We start from the raw sequence: 14,953 nt of genomic DNA, 5'->3' as shown, positions 1-14,953 counted from the left end.
GCGGGACCTGTGCTCACCGTTCGCTGTGCGTTGATTGGAGTGCAGAAGCGCCGCCGCGAGGCTGGCGGATTCATGACATGACAGAAGCACGACAGCCCCGGGACCGCCGCGGGCCACGGCGCGCACCAGGGCCGCTCAGTCCGGCGCCGAAAAGTGGCGTGCGGCCAGCCAGCCGCACTGGAAGCGGGACCGCGCGTTGAGCTGGGTGGACAGGGCGTGGATGCGGCGCAGCAGGGTGCGCTCGGACATGCCCAGGATGCCGGCAATCTGCTTGTCGTTGGTGCCGGCGGCCAGCAGGGTCACCAGAGCATGCAGGTCCTTGTCGACCGGGTCGGTCTCGCCGGCCGCGCCCTCGCCCGGCTCGGCGGCCAAGGCCGGTACGGCCTGGGCCCACAGCGTCTCGAAGAGCATCCACAGCGCCTGCAGCGCCGCGGTCGGCCCCAGCCGCAGGGCCGGGCCGGTCGGGTCCTCGTGACGCAGCGGGATCAAGCCGGCATGCCGGTCGGCCAGCACCATCTTGAAGGGCAGGGCCGCGTGCACCCGCACCTCGTCGCCCACGGCATGGGCCTGGCGAACAGCGTCGGTCCAGCCCGACCACTGCAGCAACTCGGGCACGACCAGGGTGCGGTAGCGCACGCCGCGCTGGCGGGCCTGCTCGCGGGCCGCCTCCATCGCATCCGGTGCGGAGACGATGAAGGGCGGACACAGCATGCTCACCACCTCCTCGCGGGCCATCTGGTGCATCTGCAGATAAGTAGGCAGCTGCGACTCGGCGTCGGCCGGGATGATCTGCAGCGCATCGGCGTCGGTGATCGCGCCGCCGCGCATCAGGTCGCGCTGCAGCTCGGGCAGGACCTGGCGGGCCTGGTTGAGTTCGACCTGGCGCTCCATCAGCAGCAACTCCACCGCCACCTCGGGGACGGTGGCAAACCAGGCGCGGCCCTCGGGCCCCTCGCTACGCACCAGGCCGCGGGCCTTCATCTGGCCCAGCAGGGCCTGCACATCGGGCAGCGGCTGATCGCACAGCGCCGCCAGCGCCTCGGGCGCCGCCGCCGGGCCGCGCAACAGGGCCCGGTAGAGGGCTTCGGCCGGTGCGGCCAGGCCCAGCGCGGCCATGCTCATCGTGGCGGGGGGACGGCTCATGGGGCAGGTGACTCCGGTGGAACGGAGGCGGCCGGCAGGATCAGCCGGAAGGTCGTGCCCCCACCCTGCCCCTGGGCATCGGCCAGCGTGCTCTGCACCTCGATGCGCCCGCCCATGGCCTGCACCAGCAGCTGCGACAGCGCCAGGCCCAGGCCCACACCGGCCACCGGCCCGCGCTCGCGCCCCAGGCGGTTGAAGGGCTGGAACAGCTCGGTCATGCGCTCGGGCGCGATGCCCAGGCCGCTGTCCGCCACGGCGATGGACCAGTCACCGCCGTCGCGGGACACGCCCACGGTGACCTGGCCTTGCGGCCGGTTGTACTTGATGGCGTTGCCCAGCAGGTTCAGCAGCACCTGGCGCAGGCGGCGCGCGTCGGCCTGCAGCTGCGCGCCCTCGGGCACCGCCGGCCAATGCATGCGGATGCCGGCAGCCTCGGCCTGGGGCTGCACCAGGGCCTGCAGCCCAGCCAGCAGGGGCGCCAGGGCCAGCACCTCGCTGCGCACCTGCAGCCGGCCGGCCTCGACCAGGGACAGGTCCAGCAGATCGTCGATCAGGGCCTGCAGATGCTGGCCGGCCTGCTGCACATGGGCCAGGCGGCGCTGCTGGGCCGCGGGCAGCGGCTGCTCGGTGTCGGTGGCCATCAGCTCGGTGAAGCTGAGCACCGCATGCAGGGGCGTGCGCAGCTCGTGGCTCACACGGGAGAGAAACTCGGTCTTGGCGGCATTGGCCGCCTGGGCCAGGGCCCGCTCCTGGCGGGCCTCCTCCAGCGCCAGCAGCAGCGTGGCGTCGGTCTGGGTACCCAGCATGCGCACCGGCCGGCCCTGGGCATCGCGCTCCACCACGCGGCCGCGCTCCTCGATCCAGCGCCAGCTGCCATCGGCCGCGCGGGCCCGGTAACGGCATTGGTACAGCGGCACCTCACCGCGGGCGTGGGCCTGGTAGGCCGCCTCGGCGGGCTCGGCGTCGTCGGGGTGGATGAGCCGGTCCCAGTCGGCCTGGGTGTGGCCCAGCGCATCCGGGGCGTAGCCCAGCATCAGCGCGCCTTCGTCGATATCGCCCAGCACGTCGGTGCGCAGGTCCCATTCCCAGACATAGGTGCCGGCCTCGCGGATGGCTGCCTGCACCAGGGCCAGCGAAGCGGAGGAGCGCTGGGCATGCTGCGCCAGCTCGGCGGCCAGCAGTTCGGCCGCGGTTTCGATCAGGGGATGGAGCACCCTCAGCAGGGCCTGGCGGTCCACCGGCGCCGGCAGCGGGGCCAGCCAGAGCTCGCCCACGGCCTGGCCGCCGCAGCTCAGGGGCTTGCACCAGCCACCGGCCCGCAGGGCCTCGCACTGGGCGCCAGCGCCGCCCAGCCAGCAGGCCGCGGGCTGGGCGCCCACCGTCACCAGGGCGACCGGACGCCCCGCGGCCTGGGCCAGTGAGCGCGCCACCCGCCGCAGCGCATGGGACGGATCCTGCCGGCGCAGGTGGTCCAGCAGGGCCGCCTGCGCTTCACGCCAGACGAATTCCAGATCCGCCGGCGCTGTCGTCACGTCAGTGACCGTGCGCGATCTTCTCGCCCGCCTTCAGGCGGTAGACGGTGCCGCAGTAAGGGCACTTGCCCTCGCCGTCGTGGCTCAGGTCCACATAGACCTTGGGGTGGTTGCTCCACAGGGTCATCTTGGGGTTGGGGCAAAAGACCACGCCGGGACCCTGCAGATCCTTGGCGGTGACTTCGACGACGGCGGAAGCCTGGGTGGCGGTGTTGGCGCTCATGGGGTCAAACCTCGGGATGTGAGACGGGTGGGAGAACCTGCAACGCTCAGACCAGGGTCAGCCAGTGGGCGTACTTCGGGTTGCGGCCGTTGACGATGTCAAAGAAGGCGGTCTGGACCTTCTCGGTGATCGGGCCGCGGGCGCCGCTGCCGATCTGCACGCGGTCGAGTTCGCGGATCGGGGTCACTTCGGCGGCGGTGCCGGTGAAGAAGGCCTCGTCGGCGATGTAGACCTCGTCGCGGGTGATGCGCTTTTCCACCAGCTTGATGCCCAGGTCCTGGCAGATGTGGAAGATGGTGTTGCGGGTGATGCCGTTCAGCGCCCCGGCCGACAGGTCGGGGGTGTAGATCACGCCGTCCTTGACGATGAAGACGTTCTCGCCCGAGCCTTCGGAGACGAAGCCGGCGGCGTCCAGCAGCAGGGCCTCGTCGTAGCCGTCGTCGGTGGCTTCGGTGTTGGCCAGGATGGAGTTGGTGTAGTTGGACACCGTCTTGGCCTGCGTCATCGTGATGTTGACGTGGTGGCGTGTGTAGCTGCTGGTCTTGACGCGGATGCCCTTGGCCATGCCGTCTTCGCCCAGGTAGGCGCCCCAGGCCCAGGCCGCCACCATCAGGTGCACGGTGTTGCCCTTGGGCGAGACGCCCAGCTTCTCGGAACCCAGCCAGGTCAGCGGACGCAGGTAGCAGCTCTCCAGCGCATTGGCCTGGACCACCGCCTTCTGGGCTTCCTCGGCCTGCTCGATGCTGAAGGGCAGCTTCATGCGCAGGATCTTGGCGCTGTTGAACAGGCGCTGGGTGTGCTCGCGCAGACGGAAGATCGCGGTGCCCTTGTCGGTCTTGTAGGCCCGCACGCCCTCGAAGGCGCCGCAGCCGTAGTGCAGCGTGTGGGTCAGCACGTGGACCTTGGCGTCACGCCAGTCCACCAGCTCGCCGTCCATCCAGATCTTGCCGTCGCGGTCATCGAGGCCCATGGGGGTGTTCCTTGTCGTTGGGAGATGCAGTGAGATCGTCGATTTTACGGGGCAGGGCTCAGCGTGGCTGCGGGTCACCGGGGGCGTCCTGCACCGCATCCCAGCCATAGGCGCGCTCCACCTTGGCCACCCGCAGCTCGTAGTGGCTGTACCAGCGGGCCCGGCCTGTGTCGCGGGCGGCGGCGTGCTCGGTCTCGCGCCGCCAGGCGGCAATGGCCTCCAGGCTCTGCCAGTACGACACCGTGATGCCCAGGCCGTCCTCGCCGCGGGCGCTCTCGGCCCCCAGGTAACCCGGCTGCTGCTGCGCCAGTTCGACCATGCGCTCGGCCATGGCACCGTAGCCTTCGTCCACCTCGGTGCGCTGGCTGGTGAAGATGACCGCGTAGTACGGCGGCGTCGGGCGGGGCGCAAAACTCATGGGGCACGTCCTTGTCGGTGGGTCAGTCCAGCGTGCGCAGCAGGGCGATGGCCTCGTCGATGCGCTCCACCGGGTGGAGGGTCAGGCCCTCGATGGGCTTTTTGGGGGCATTGGCCTTGGGCACCACCGCCACGCTGAAGCCCAGCTTGGCGGCTTCCTTCAGGCGCTCCTGGCCGCGTGGGGCGGGCCGCACCTCGCCGGCCAGGCCCACCTCGCCAAAGGCGATGAAGCCGCGCGGCAGCGGCTTGCCGCGCAGGCTGCTCTGGATGGCCATCAGCACGGCCAGGTCGGCCGCTGGCTCGGAGATGCGCACCCCGCCCACCGCGTTGACGAACACATCCTGGTCGGCACAGGCCACGCCGGCATGGCGGTGCAGCACCGCCAGCAGCATGGCCAGGCGGTCTCGCTCCAGGCCCACCGACAGGCGCCGCGGGCTGGGCCCGCCGGCGTCGACCAGGGCCTGGATCTCCACCAGCAGCGGGCGGGTACCCTCTAGCGTCACCAGCACGCAGGAGCCGGGCACCGGCTCGCTGTGGGTGGACAGGAAGATGGCGCTGGGGTTGGACACGCCGCGCAGGCCGCGCTCGGTCATGGCGAAGACGCCGATCTCGTTGACCGCGCCGAAGCGGTTCTTGAAGGCCCGCACCAGGCGGAAGCTGCTGTGGGTGTCGCCCTCGAAGTACAGCACCGTGTCGACGATGTGCTCCAGCACCCGCGGGCCGGCCAGCGCGCCTTCCTTGGTCACATGGCCCACCAGCACCATGGCGCAGCCGCCGCCCTTGGCGGTGCGGGTGAGCTGGGCCGCGCATTCGCGCACCTGGGCCACCGAGCCCGGCGCGCTGCTGAGCTGCTCGGAATAGACGGTCTGGATCGAGTCGATCACGCAGAAGGCCGGCTGCTCGGCGGCGATGGTGGCGAGGATCTTCTCCAGGTTGATCTCGGCCAGCACCCGCACCGCGGCACCGGAAAGATCCAGCCGCTGGGCGCGCAGCGCCACCTGGGCGGTCGATTCCTCGCCGGTCACGTACAGCACCTTGACCTGGCGCGACAGCGCGTCGACCGCCTGCAGCAGCAGCGTGGACTTGCCGATGCCCGGGTCACCACCGATCAGCACCACCCCGCCTTCGACGATGCCGCCGCCCAGCACCCGGTCAAGCTCCTCGATGCCGGTGGGGGTGCGGGCCACGTCGCCGGCCTCGATCTCCGAGAGCGTGGCCACCGGCTGCGACTGGGCCAGGGCCTGGAAGCGGTTCTTGCCGGTGGCCGGGGCCTCGGCCACCGTCTCCTCCAGCGTGTTCCAGGCCTTGCAGTGCGGGCACTGGCCCATCCAGCGGGGGCTGGTGCCCCCGCATTCGCTGCAGGTGTAGACGGTCTTGGGCTTGGACATGGGGCGGATTGTGGCCCGGCGTGACGGATCTGACAGCACGGCCAGGCACGGCGCGTTCATTGACCGAAGTCAACCGGCGCCCCACTGACAAATGCCGGCCCGACAAGCAGAATCGAGATGGGATCAGGGGACCACAGCCGGTCAACGGCGGGCAATGGCATGGAAAAGGGCGGCAACAGGCCGCAGCATGGGCGTGCGCAGCAACATCACGACGTCGGCCAGCCGGGCCGGGCCGGACTTGGCGGGCACGCCCGACACGTCCAGCCCATTGATGACCCGGCGCATGACCCTGGCACCGCTGCTGGCCGGCCACCTGCTGGCCGCCGGTCTGGTGCTGGGCATGGCCGGCTATGCCCTGCGGGTGAGCCACGACACCTATGCCCGCCAGGCCGAGGTCCAGGTCTTCAGCCGTGCCGGTGACCTGCGCCAGACGGTGACGGCCGACCTGCAGCGCATCGACCTGGCCATGCGCCATGTGGCCCTGGCCAATCTGCGCGAGGCGGTCGATCCCGACATCCGCCGCCGCCTGATCGACGAATCCCTGCGCGAGCACATGACCTTGGTGCCCGAGGTGGCCGACCTGCGCCAGACCGACGCCGAGGGGGTGGTGCGCTACCAGGGGGCGGACCCGAGCGCGCTGGGCCAGAGCCTGGCTCACGAGGCGATCTTCCTGCAAGCCCGGGAGCATGCCGGCAGCGGCCTGCTGATCGGCGAACCGCGCCTGGAGCCCAGCAGCGGCCGCTGGACGCTGGCCCTGGCCCACCGGGTCGAGGACCACACCGGGCGCTTCCAGGGCATGGTGATCGGCGAGCTGGACCTGGCCTACTTCGACCAGCTCTGCAAGCGCTACGCCCTGGCGCCCTCGGACTCCCTGAGCCTGCGCTCCACGGCCATGACCCTGCTGAGCCGCCACACCGGCCGCAACGGCCAGGCCCAGCCCCTGGGCACACGCCGCATCGCGCCGCCTTTTGCCGAGGCGCTCAAGGCCGCGCCCGGCCAGGGGGTGTTCCGGGCCCACAACGTGGTCGACGGGGTGGACCGCATCAACGCCTACACCACCGCCGACCCCTTTCCGCTGATGGCGATTGCCGGTGTGAGCGCCGACGAGGCCATGCAGCCCTGGCGGCCCGTGGCCTGGCGCATCGGCGGGCTGGCGGTGCTGGCCACGCTGGCGGTGCTGGCCAGCGCCTGGTTCACGCTGCGCTCCTGGCGACTGCAGAACCACAGCATGCGCCGCATCGACGAGGCCGGCCGACTCACCCGGGTGCTGTTGGCCGCGGCGGCCGACGGCGTGCATGTGCTGGACCACGAAGGTCGGGTGGTGGAGATGAGCGACTCCTTCGCCCAGATGCTGGGCTGGTCGCGCGAGGCCCTGCTGGGCCGGCATGTCAGCACCTGGGACTGCGCCGACAGTGCCGAGGCCCTGACCGAGCGCATCCGGCAGTTCCGGCTGGGTGAGCGGCAGAGCTTCCACACCCGCCACCGCCGCGCCGATGGCGGCACGATCGATGTCGAGATCTCCTGCGTGGCCCTGACGCTCGACGACCGCTGGCTGCTGTACTGCGCCTCGCGTGACGTCACCCGCCGCCGTGAACTGGAAGCCGAGCAGACCGCCATGCTGGACAACGAGGTGGTGGGCATCCTGCGCCTGCGCGACCGCCAGGTGGTCTGGGCCAACCGGGCGACCTTCCGCATGTTCGGCCTGCCCGAAGGCGCCTCGCTGGACGAACTCCATCCCCGGTTGAGCCCGGAGCCGATGGACCTGCCCAACCGCCTGGAAGCCCGCCGCGCCGACCTGCTGGCCGGCCGGCCGGTGCGGGCCCAGCTGCACCTGCAGCGCCTGGACGGCAGCCCGATCTGGATCGACATCCAGGGCGCGCGGCTGTCACCCGACGCCCGCGACACCCTGTGGGTGCTGGCCGACATCAGCGCGCTCAAGCGCTACCAGGACGAGATCGAGCACCTGGCCATGCACGACGCGCTGACCGGCCTGCCCAACCGCCGCCTGCTGGAGGACCGGCTGAGCCAGGGTCTGGCCCTGAGCCGGCGCGATGGCCAGCCGTTGGCGGTGGCCTACATTGATCTGGACGGCTTCAAGGGCGTCAACGACCGCCTGGGCCATGCCGCGGGCGACCTGTTGCTGCAGGACGCAGCCCAGCGCATCCTGGAGGGCGTGCGAGAACACGACACCGTCTGCCGCATGGGCGGTGACGAGTTCGTGCTGCTGCTGCCGGTGCTCCGGCACGAGGAAGAGGCCGAGCACATCGTCCAGCGGGTGCTGCAGTCGCTGCGCCGGCCCTACGGCCTGGGCGCCGAAGGCCCGGTGCATGTCACGGCCAGTGCCGGCGTCGCCCTGTACCCGCACGACGCCCACGATGGCGAGGCCCTGCTGCGCCTGGCCGATGCCGCGCTCTACCAGGCCAAGGCGGCCGGGCGCAACCAGCTCAACCGCTGGGGCCTGCCCGAAGCCCGGCTGGACCAGCCCGCGCCCGGGCCGCAAGAGGACGCGGCCGACCGCGAAACGCCGGCCGGCGTCTGAGGTTTTCGCCGCCGGCCTACTGCAGGCGCCACACATACTCCACCGTCAACCAGTCGCCCACCGGTTGGCCATCCAGCAAGGCGGCCTTGGCAGGGCAAGCGGCGAGCGCCGTCATGGCGGCCAGGTCCAGCAGCTTGTGGCCGATGGTGTCGCCGCTGCTGCGGTTGACGCGAACCTTGGCCACCTTGCCGGCAGCATCCACATACAAGGCCACACGCGTGGTTCCGGTGGCATTGGTGGTGGCGGCGTATTTGGGATAGTTGGGCTGGCAGCGCTTCTCAGGCTGGATGGATGCGCGCTGATAAGCACCCTGCGCTTGAGACGCGGCAGCAGACGCCTCTGGCACATCCTTCGGCACCGGATCGGCCGCCTCACCAAAGTAGGGATTCAAGGCCGGGAGGCCCTTTCCGGGGGGCATCGCCCCGGTCAGCGTCATCGCCTCGACCGCTTGGCCATCGCAGATCAGGATCGCGCCCATCATGCGGGCGATCAAGGGGCCCTGCGCCGCGCGCGGCTGCAGCTCCCCTCGACTCATGCCATCCAGCGTAGGCTGCAAAGCAGGGTTGGTGGCCAGCCGATTCGTCACGCAGGTGCACAACTCGGTCTTCGGAATCCCTGGCACCGGAGGAACCATCTTGTCGGACACGCCTTCGACGCAAAGAGTCTGCAGCATGTCCCGCACTGCCTGGGGCGGGGACGGCAAGGAGGCTTCGGCTGGAACAGCCTGCGCGGCATTCACCATGACCCCAGCCATGATCAGCACAGTGCCGCCGATCCACTTCGGCGCGCGGCCAAGCCTCCAGTTCAGTCTCATCTCGGTCCTCCCTCCGTTTTCGTGGCGTCCATTTTGGTCACGGGAGGTGGACCTGGGCCGGGACACCGACCCATCCAGCCTAGGGGGGGGCGCCACGATTGCCGCAGACGAGGAAGGCTTTGCCTGGCCCTGCGGCGTTGCGCGCGGCATGGACCTACACTGGCGACCCCGCCTTGTGACCACCCCGCGTCATGGACTTCTCGACCTGGCTTCCCTTCTTCCTGGCCACCGTGGCCATCAGCCTTTCGCCCGGCCCGGGCGCCATCGCCGCGATGGGTGCCGGCCTGAACCATGGCTTCCGCCAGGGGCAGCGCATCGCCTTCGGCCTGGCGCTGGGGGTCATCACCCAGCTGCTGGTGGTGGGCGTGGGCCTGGGCGCCCTGCTGGCGACCTCGGAGCGGGCCTTCGCCCTGGTGAAGTGGGCCGGCGCGGCCTACCTGGTGTGGCTGGGCATCCAGGCCTGGCGCTCGCCGGCCAAGCCCATCGCCTCGGCCGATGCGCAGGCTACCGAAGGCCACGCCCGTTCGCTGCTGCTGCGCGGCTGGACGGTCAATGCCCTGAACCCCAAGGGCACCGTCTTCCTGCTGGCGGTGATGCCGCAGTTCCTGGACACCGCGCGCCCGCTGACCCTGCAGTACCTGGCCATCGGCGCCACCTTCGCGGTGGTGGAGTTCTGCGTGATGACCGGCTATGTGGGCCTGGCCAGCAAGGTGCTGGGCCTGTTGCGCAGCCCGCGCCAGATCCGCTGGATGAACCGCAGCTTCGGCAGCCTGTTCATCACGGCCGGCGTGGTGCTGGCCACCTTCAAGCGCGCAGCCTGAGGGCCGACCCGGGATGCTGTTCCGCCGCCGCCCGCGGGGTGAAGAGGCCGACGCCGGCCCCAACCCCTACCGCCCCACCACCCGGCGCCAGCGCCTGGTGATCCTCGCCATCACCACCGCGGTGGTGGTCACGCTGTGGATGCTGCTGATCGAGCGGCCGGGCTGGAAGGTCCAGCCCATCCCCGGCAGCCCGCTGGCGCCCTGCCGGGCCGGCCAGACCACCGACTGCGTGGGCGGCCAGGCCAATGTGCTGCTGATCCCGGCCGCCCCGGCGCCGGGCGCCAGCGTCGCCCGCTGACCCGCGCCACCGGGCGCCGCCCCCTCAGCGCGCCGCGCTGGCCACCGAGGCCGGCGCCTCCCAGCCCCCACCCAGCGCGCGGATCAGCGCCACCGTGGACTGGAACTGCGCGCCCTGCACCTGCACCGCCTGGCGCAGGCTGCGCAGCTCGCTGCGGCGGGCGTCCAGCAGGTCCAGCTGGCTGATCTGGCCGTTGCGGTAGCGGATGTCCGACAGCGCCGTGGCGCGGCGGGCCGAGGCCACGGCCTGGCCCAGCACGTCGGCCTGGGCCTGCAGCAGCCCCAGACCGCTGAGCTGGTCCTCCACCTCGCGCAGCGCGGTCAGCACCTGCTGGCGATAGCCGGCCAGGGCGATCTGGGCCTCGCCGCCGGCGCGCTCTTCCTGCGCCTGGCGCTGGCCGCCGTCGAAGATCGGCATGGACAGCAGGGCCCCGAGCGACCAGGCCCGGGCCGACCAGCGGAACACATCGCCCAGGTCGGTGGAGGCATAGCCACCGCTGGCCGTCAGGCTCAGGTCCGGCAGCCAGGCCGACTGCGCCACGCCCAGGCGGGCCTGGGCGGCCATCAGGCTGCGCTGGGCCGCCGCCACGTCGGGCCGGCGCGCCAGCACCGCGCTGGGCAGGCCGGCCGGCACCGCGGGCGGGCGGGCGGTCCAGTCCTGCGCCGGGTCCGCCAGGGCAAAGCCGCTGGCTGATTCGCCCAGCAGCACGGCCAGCGCGTTCTCCTGCGCGGCGCGCTGGCGGTCCAGGGCCAGGGCGTCGGCCTCGGTGCTGGCCACCTCGGTGCGCAGGCGCTGCACGTCCAGCTCGCCCAGGTCGCCCGCGGCCAGCCGGCGTTCGGACAAGCGCAGGGTGTCGCGGTAGGCGTCCAGGGTCTCGCGCACCAGCCGGCGTTCGGCGTCGCTCTCGCGCAGCGCGAAATAGGCCTGCGCCACCTGGGCCTGCACCATCAGCCGGGTGCTCTGCAGCAGGGCCTCGCTGGCCTGGGCGTCCAGCGCCGCGGCCTGGCTGCCCAGGCCCAGGCGGCCGAACAGGTCGGTCTCCCAGGCCAGGTTCAGGCTGGGCGTGGCCGTGTTGATGACGGGCGCCGGTGTCACGCCCGCGTTCTGGTTGGTGCCACGGGCCACGCCCAGGCTGGCGCCCAGCTGCGGCAGGCGCTGGGCGTCGGCCTCGCGCAGGCCGGCGCGGGCCTGCTGCAGCCGGGCCGCGGCCACCTGCAGGTCGGTGTTGCGGGCCTGGGCCCGTTGCATCAGATCGTCCAGCACCGGGTCGTGGAAGACGGCCCACCAGGCGCCGCGCTCGGCGCCGTCGGCCGGCGGCACCACCGCCCAGTGGCCTTCGGGGGCGGTGGCCGGCGTGCTCTTGAAGGCGGCCGGCGTGGCCGGCAGGGCGGACAGGTCCGGCGCCGGGGCGCTGGCGCAACCGGCCAGCACCAGGGCCGCCAGCAGGGGTGCCCAGGCCAGGCGCACAGGCACAGTCTTGGCAGAAGAAGACGTCATCGCGTGCTCCAGTTCAGGTTCAGTCATGCAGACCTCGGGGGGCGGCCGGGTGCGGCGGCAGGGCCGCGCCCCCCGGGGCCATGTCGGGCTCCAGCAGCGGCTCCACGTCGTGCGGCACCTCGCCGTGCTGCTTGAGCGGGCGGTTGCCCGCCAGGCGGCGCAGCAGCACGTAGAACACCGGGGTCAGGAAGATGCCGAAGGCGGTCACGCCAATCATCCCGGCGAACACGGCCACCCCCATGGCGTGGCGCATCTCAGCGCCGGCGCCACGGGCCAGCACCAGGGGCAGCACGCCCATGATGAAGGCCATGGAGGTCATCAGGATGGGGCGCAGCCGCAGCCGGCTGGCCTCGATGGCGGCCTGCACCGGCGAGCGGCCGGCGAACTCCAGCTCGCGGGCAAACTCGACGATCAGGATGGCGTTCTTGGCGCTCAGCCCCACCAGCACCATCAGGCCGATCTGGGTGAAGACGTTGTTGTCGCCCTTGGTGAGCCACACCCCCGTCATCGCCGCCAGCAGACTCATCGGCACGATCAGCAGGATGGCCAGCGGCAGGGTCAGGCTCTCGTACTGGGCGGCCAGCACCAGGAAGACCAGCAGGATGGCCAGCGGGAAGATCAGCGAGGCGGAGTTGCCGGCCAGGATCTCCTGGTAGGTCAGGTCGGTCCACTCGTAGGCGATGCCCGGGGGCAGCGTCTCGGCGGCGATGCGCTTGACCGCGTCCTGCGCCTGGCCGGACGAGTAGCCCGGCGCCGGGCCGCCGTTGATGTCGGCGGTCAGGAAGCCGTTGTAGCGCATGGCCCGCTCCGGCCCGAAGGTGGGCTGCACCTTCAGCAGGGCCGACAGCGGCACCATCTCGCCGGTGCTGGCGCGCACCTTCAGCGCGCCCACGTCCTCCGGCCGGGCGCGGTAGGCCGCGTCGGCCTGCACCCGCACCGAATAGGTCCGGCCGAAGCGGTTGAAGTCGTTGGCGTACAGGCTGCCCAGGTAGATCTGCAGGGTGTCGAAGATGTCGGTCACCGACACGCCCAGCTGGCGCGCCTTGGTGCGGTCGATGTCGGCGTAGAGCTGCGGCACGTTGACCTGCCAGCTCGAGAACAGGCCGGCCAGCTCGGGCGTCTGGTAGGCCTTGGCCATGAAGGCCTTCTGCGCCGCGTCCAGCGCGTCATAGCCCAGCGAGGCGCGGTCCTCCAGCTGCAGCTTGAAGCCGCCGGTGGTGCCCAGGCCCTGCACCGGCGGGGGCGGGAACATGGCGATGAAGGCGTCCTGGATGCCGCCGAACTTCTGGTTGAGCTGCTGGGCGATGGCGCCGGCGCTCAGCGACGGGTCCTTGCGCTGGTCGAAGTCCTTCAGCGCCACGAAGACGATGCCGGAGTTGGCGCTGTTGGTGAAGCCGTTGATCGACAGGCCGGGGAAGGTGATGGCGTGCTCCACGCCGGGCTGCTGCATCACGATCTGGTCCATGCGCCGGGTCACCGCCTCGGTGCGGTCCAGCGTGGCGCCGTCGGGCAGCTGGGCGAAGCCGATCAGGTACTGCTTGTCCTGCGCCGGCACGAAGCCCTTGGGCACGATCTGGAACAGGCCCACGGTCAGCAGCGCCAGCACGGCGTAGATCGTCAGCATCACCGCCTTGCGCGAGATGGCCCCGCGCACGCCACCGCTGTAGCGCTCGGCGCTGCGGTGGAACAGGCGGTTGAAGCCACGGAAGAAGGCGCCCAGCACGCGGTCCATGCCGCGGGTGAGCCAGTCCTGCGGCTCGCCATGGCCCTTGAGCAGCAGCGCGGCCAGGGCGGGCGAGAGGGTCAGTGAGTTGATGGCCGAGATCACCGTGGAGATGGCGATGGTCAGCGCGAACTGGCGGTAGAACTGGCCGGTCAGGCCGGTGATGAAGGCCAGCGGCACGAACACCGCCACCAGCACCAGGGCAATGGCGATGATGGGGCCGGACACTTCGCGCATGGCCCGGTAGGCCGCCTGGCGTGGCGTGAGCCCGCCCTCGATGTTGCGCTCCACGTTCTCGACCACCACGATGGCATCGTCCACCACGATGCCGATGGCCAGCACCAGGCCGAACAGCGACAGCGCGTTGATCGAGAAGCCGAACAGCGCCATCACGCCGAAGGTGCCCACCACCGCCACCGGCACGGCCAGCAGCGGGATGATGGAGGCGCGCCAGGTCTGCAGGAACAGGATGACCACCAGCACCACCAGGGCGATGGCCTCCAGCAGGGTGTGCACCACCGATTCGATGGAGGCGCGCACGAACTGCGTGGGGTCGTAGACGATCTCGTACTTCACGCCGTCGGGCATGCTCTTCTGGATGTCGGCCATGGTGGCGCGCACCCCGTCGGAGATGGCAATCGCGTTGGAGCCCGGGGCCGCGAAGATGGGCACGGCCACGGCGTCCTTGCCGTCCAGCATGGAGCGCAGCGCGTAGTCGGCCGCGCCCAGCTCGATGCGGGCGATGTCGCGCAGGCGGGTCACCGCGCCGTCGGCGCCGGTGCGCACGACGATGTCGCCGAACTCGTCCTCGGTCTGCAGCCGGCCCTGGGCGTTGAGCGGCAGCTGCACGTCGATGCCCTGCAGGCCCGGCGAGGCGCCGACGATGCCGGCGGCGGCCTGTACGTTCTGCTCGCGGATGGCGGCCACCACGTCGCTGGCCGACAGGCCGTGGGCGGCCACCTTCTGCGGGTCCAGCCAGATGCGCATGGCGTAGTCGCCCGAGCCGAAGAGCTGCACGTCGCCCACGCCGGGCACGCGCGCCAGCCGGTCCTTGACATTGAGCACCGCGTAGTTGCGCAGGTAGGTCATGTCGTAGCGGCCGGTGGGCGACAGCAGGTGCACCACCATGGTCAGGTCCACCGAGGACTTGACCGTGGTGATGCCCAGGCGGCGCACCTCCTCGGGCAGGCGGGGCTCGGCCCGGGCCACGCGGTTCTGCACCAGCTGCTGGGCCTTGTCGGGGTCGGTGCCCAGCTTGAAGGTGACGGTCAGGGTCATCAGGCCGTCGGTGGTGGCCTGGCTGCTCATGTAGAGCATGCCCTCGACGCCGTTGATCTGCTCCTCGATGGGCGTAGCCACCGTCTCGGCGATCACCTTGGGGTTGGCGCCGGGGTAGTTGGCCCGCACGACGATGGAGGGCGGCACCACCTCGGGGTATTCCGAGATGGGCAGCCCGCGCACCGCGATCAGGCCGCCGAGGAAGATCAGCAGCGAGAGCACGCCGGCGAAGATCGGCCGGTCGATGAAGAACTTGGACAGGTTCATGGGGTGTCCTGGAAGGGGTTCAGGGGCGCGGTGGCAGCGTGGG

General features: G+C 71.2%; 13 protein-coding genes. 3 read left to right on the top strand and 10 right to left on the bottom strand.

Translation table 11 applies throughout. The features are described from left to right. Positions 1 to 135: 135 nt before the first annotated feature. From M0L44_RS20050 to M0L44_RS20020, 7 genes are all read right to left on the bottom strand, one after another. Positions 136 to 1,143 carry a helix-turn-helix domain-containing protein gene (locus M0L44_RS20050; protein ID WP_252771962.1) on the bottom strand — a complete coding sequence of 336 codons (1,008 nt, stop codon included), beginning with the start codon at positions 1,141 to 1,143 and terminating at the stop codon, positions 136 to 138. Then, a complete protein-coding gene (locus M0L44_RS20045) occupies positions 1,140 to 2,675 on the bottom strand; it encodes a PAS domain-containing sensor histidine kinase (RefSeq protein WP_252771961.1) in 1,536 nt (511 codons plus the stop codon). The genes M0L44_RS20050 and M0L44_RS20045 overlap by 4 nt, the downstream gene beginning before the upstream one ends. Before the next feature lies 1 nt (position 2,676). Continuing rightward, positions 2,677 to 2,898 (bottom strand): zinc-finger domain-containing protein, encoded by a 222-nt coding sequence (locus tag M0L44_RS20040; RefSeq protein ID WP_252771960.1) that lies wholly within the window; start codon positions 2,896 to 2,898, stop codon positions 2,677 to 2,679. 46 nt (positions 2,899 to 2,944) lie between these two features. Then, positions 2,945 to 3,868, bottom strand: a complete 924-nt coding sequence (locus M0L44_RS20035) for a branched-chain amino acid transaminase (protein ID WP_252771959.1) — start codon at positions 3,866 to 3,868, stop codon at positions 2,945 to 2,947. 58 nt (positions 3,869 to 3,926) lie between these two features. Continuing rightward, on the bottom strand, positions 3,927 to 4,286 hold the full coding sequence (locus M0L44_RS20030; protein WP_252771958.1) for an antibiotic biosynthesis monooxygenase family protein: 360 nt from the start codon (positions 4,284 to 4,286) through the stop codon (positions 3,927 to 3,929). Positions 4,287 to 4,308: 22 nt separating this feature from the next. Beyond that, positions 4,309 to 5,673 (bottom strand): DNA repair protein RadA, encoded by a 1,365-nt coding sequence (gene radA, locus M0L44_RS20025; protein WP_252771957.1) that lies wholly within the window; start codon positions 5,671 to 5,673, stop codon positions 4,309 to 4,311. A gap of 141 nt (positions 5,674 to 5,814) precedes the next feature. Then, positions 5,815 to 5,958 (bottom strand): hypothetical protein, encoded by a 144-nt coding sequence (locus tag M0L44_RS20020; RefSeq protein WP_252771956.1) that lies wholly within the window; start codon positions 5,956 to 5,958, stop codon positions 5,815 to 5,817. Here M0L44_RS20020 and M0L44_RS20015 point away from each other — a divergent pair. Then, positions 5,957 to 8,212, top strand: a complete 2,256-nt coding sequence (locus M0L44_RS20015) for a bifunctional diguanylate cyclase/phosphodiesterase (protein ID WP_252771955.1) — start codon at positions 5,957 to 5,959, stop codon at positions 8,210 to 8,212. The two genes, M0L44_RS20020 and M0L44_RS20015, sit on opposite strands and share 2 nt — an antisense overlap. A 16-nt stretch (positions 8,213 to 8,228) precedes the next feature. On the opposite strand, the gene M0L44_RS20010 is transcribed toward M0L44_RS20015, so the two are convergent. Beyond that, complete coding sequence (locus tag M0L44_RS20010) at positions 8,229 to 9,026, bottom strand: TonB family protein (protein ID WP_252771954.1); 798 nt, start codon at positions 9,024 to 9,026, stop codon at positions 8,229 to 8,231. A 191-nt stretch (positions 9,027 to 9,217) separates the two neighbouring features. Between M0L44_RS20010 and M0L44_RS20005 the strand changes: the two genes are divergently transcribed. Further along, positions 9,218 to 9,847 carry a LysE family transporter gene (locus tag M0L44_RS20005; RefSeq protein WP_252771953.1) on the top strand — a complete coding sequence of 210 codons (630 nt, stop codon included), beginning with the start codon at positions 9,218 to 9,220 and terminating at the stop codon, positions 9,845 to 9,847. A gap of 13 nt (positions 9,848 to 9,860) precedes the next feature. Further along, positions 9,861 to 10,145 (top strand): hypothetical protein, encoded by a 285-nt coding sequence (locus M0L44_RS20000; RefSeq protein WP_252771952.1) that lies wholly within the window; start codon positions 9,861 to 9,863, stop codon positions 10,143 to 10,145. Positions 10,146 to 10,169: 24 nt separating this feature from the next. Here M0L44_RS20000 and M0L44_RS19995 read toward each other — a convergent pair whose 3' ends face one another. Continuing rightward, positions 10,170 to 11,642: an efflux transporter outer membrane subunit gene (locus M0L44_RS19995; protein ID WP_252771951.1), complete on the bottom strand. Its 1,473-nt coding sequence runs from the start codon at positions 11,640 to 11,642 to the stop codon at positions 10,170 to 10,172. Between the two features lie 19 nt (positions 11,643 to 11,661). Further along, positions 11,662 to 14,910 carry an efflux RND transporter permease subunit gene (locus M0L44_RS19990; protein WP_252771950.1) on the bottom strand — a complete coding sequence of 1,083 codons (3,249 nt, stop codon included), beginning with the start codon at positions 14,908 to 14,910 and terminating at the stop codon, positions 11,662 to 11,664. Positions 14,911 to 14,953 lie beyond the last annotated feature (43 nt).

Source organism: Ideonella oryzae, assembly GCF_024055665.1.
In the GTDB taxonomy this organism is placed as follows: Bacteria; Pseudomonadota; Gammaproteobacteria; order Burkholderiales; family Burkholderiaceae_C; genus Ideonella; species Ideonella oryzae.
Note: the sequence above shows the minus strand (reverse complement) of the source record. Positions and strands in the feature narration are given on the sequence as shown.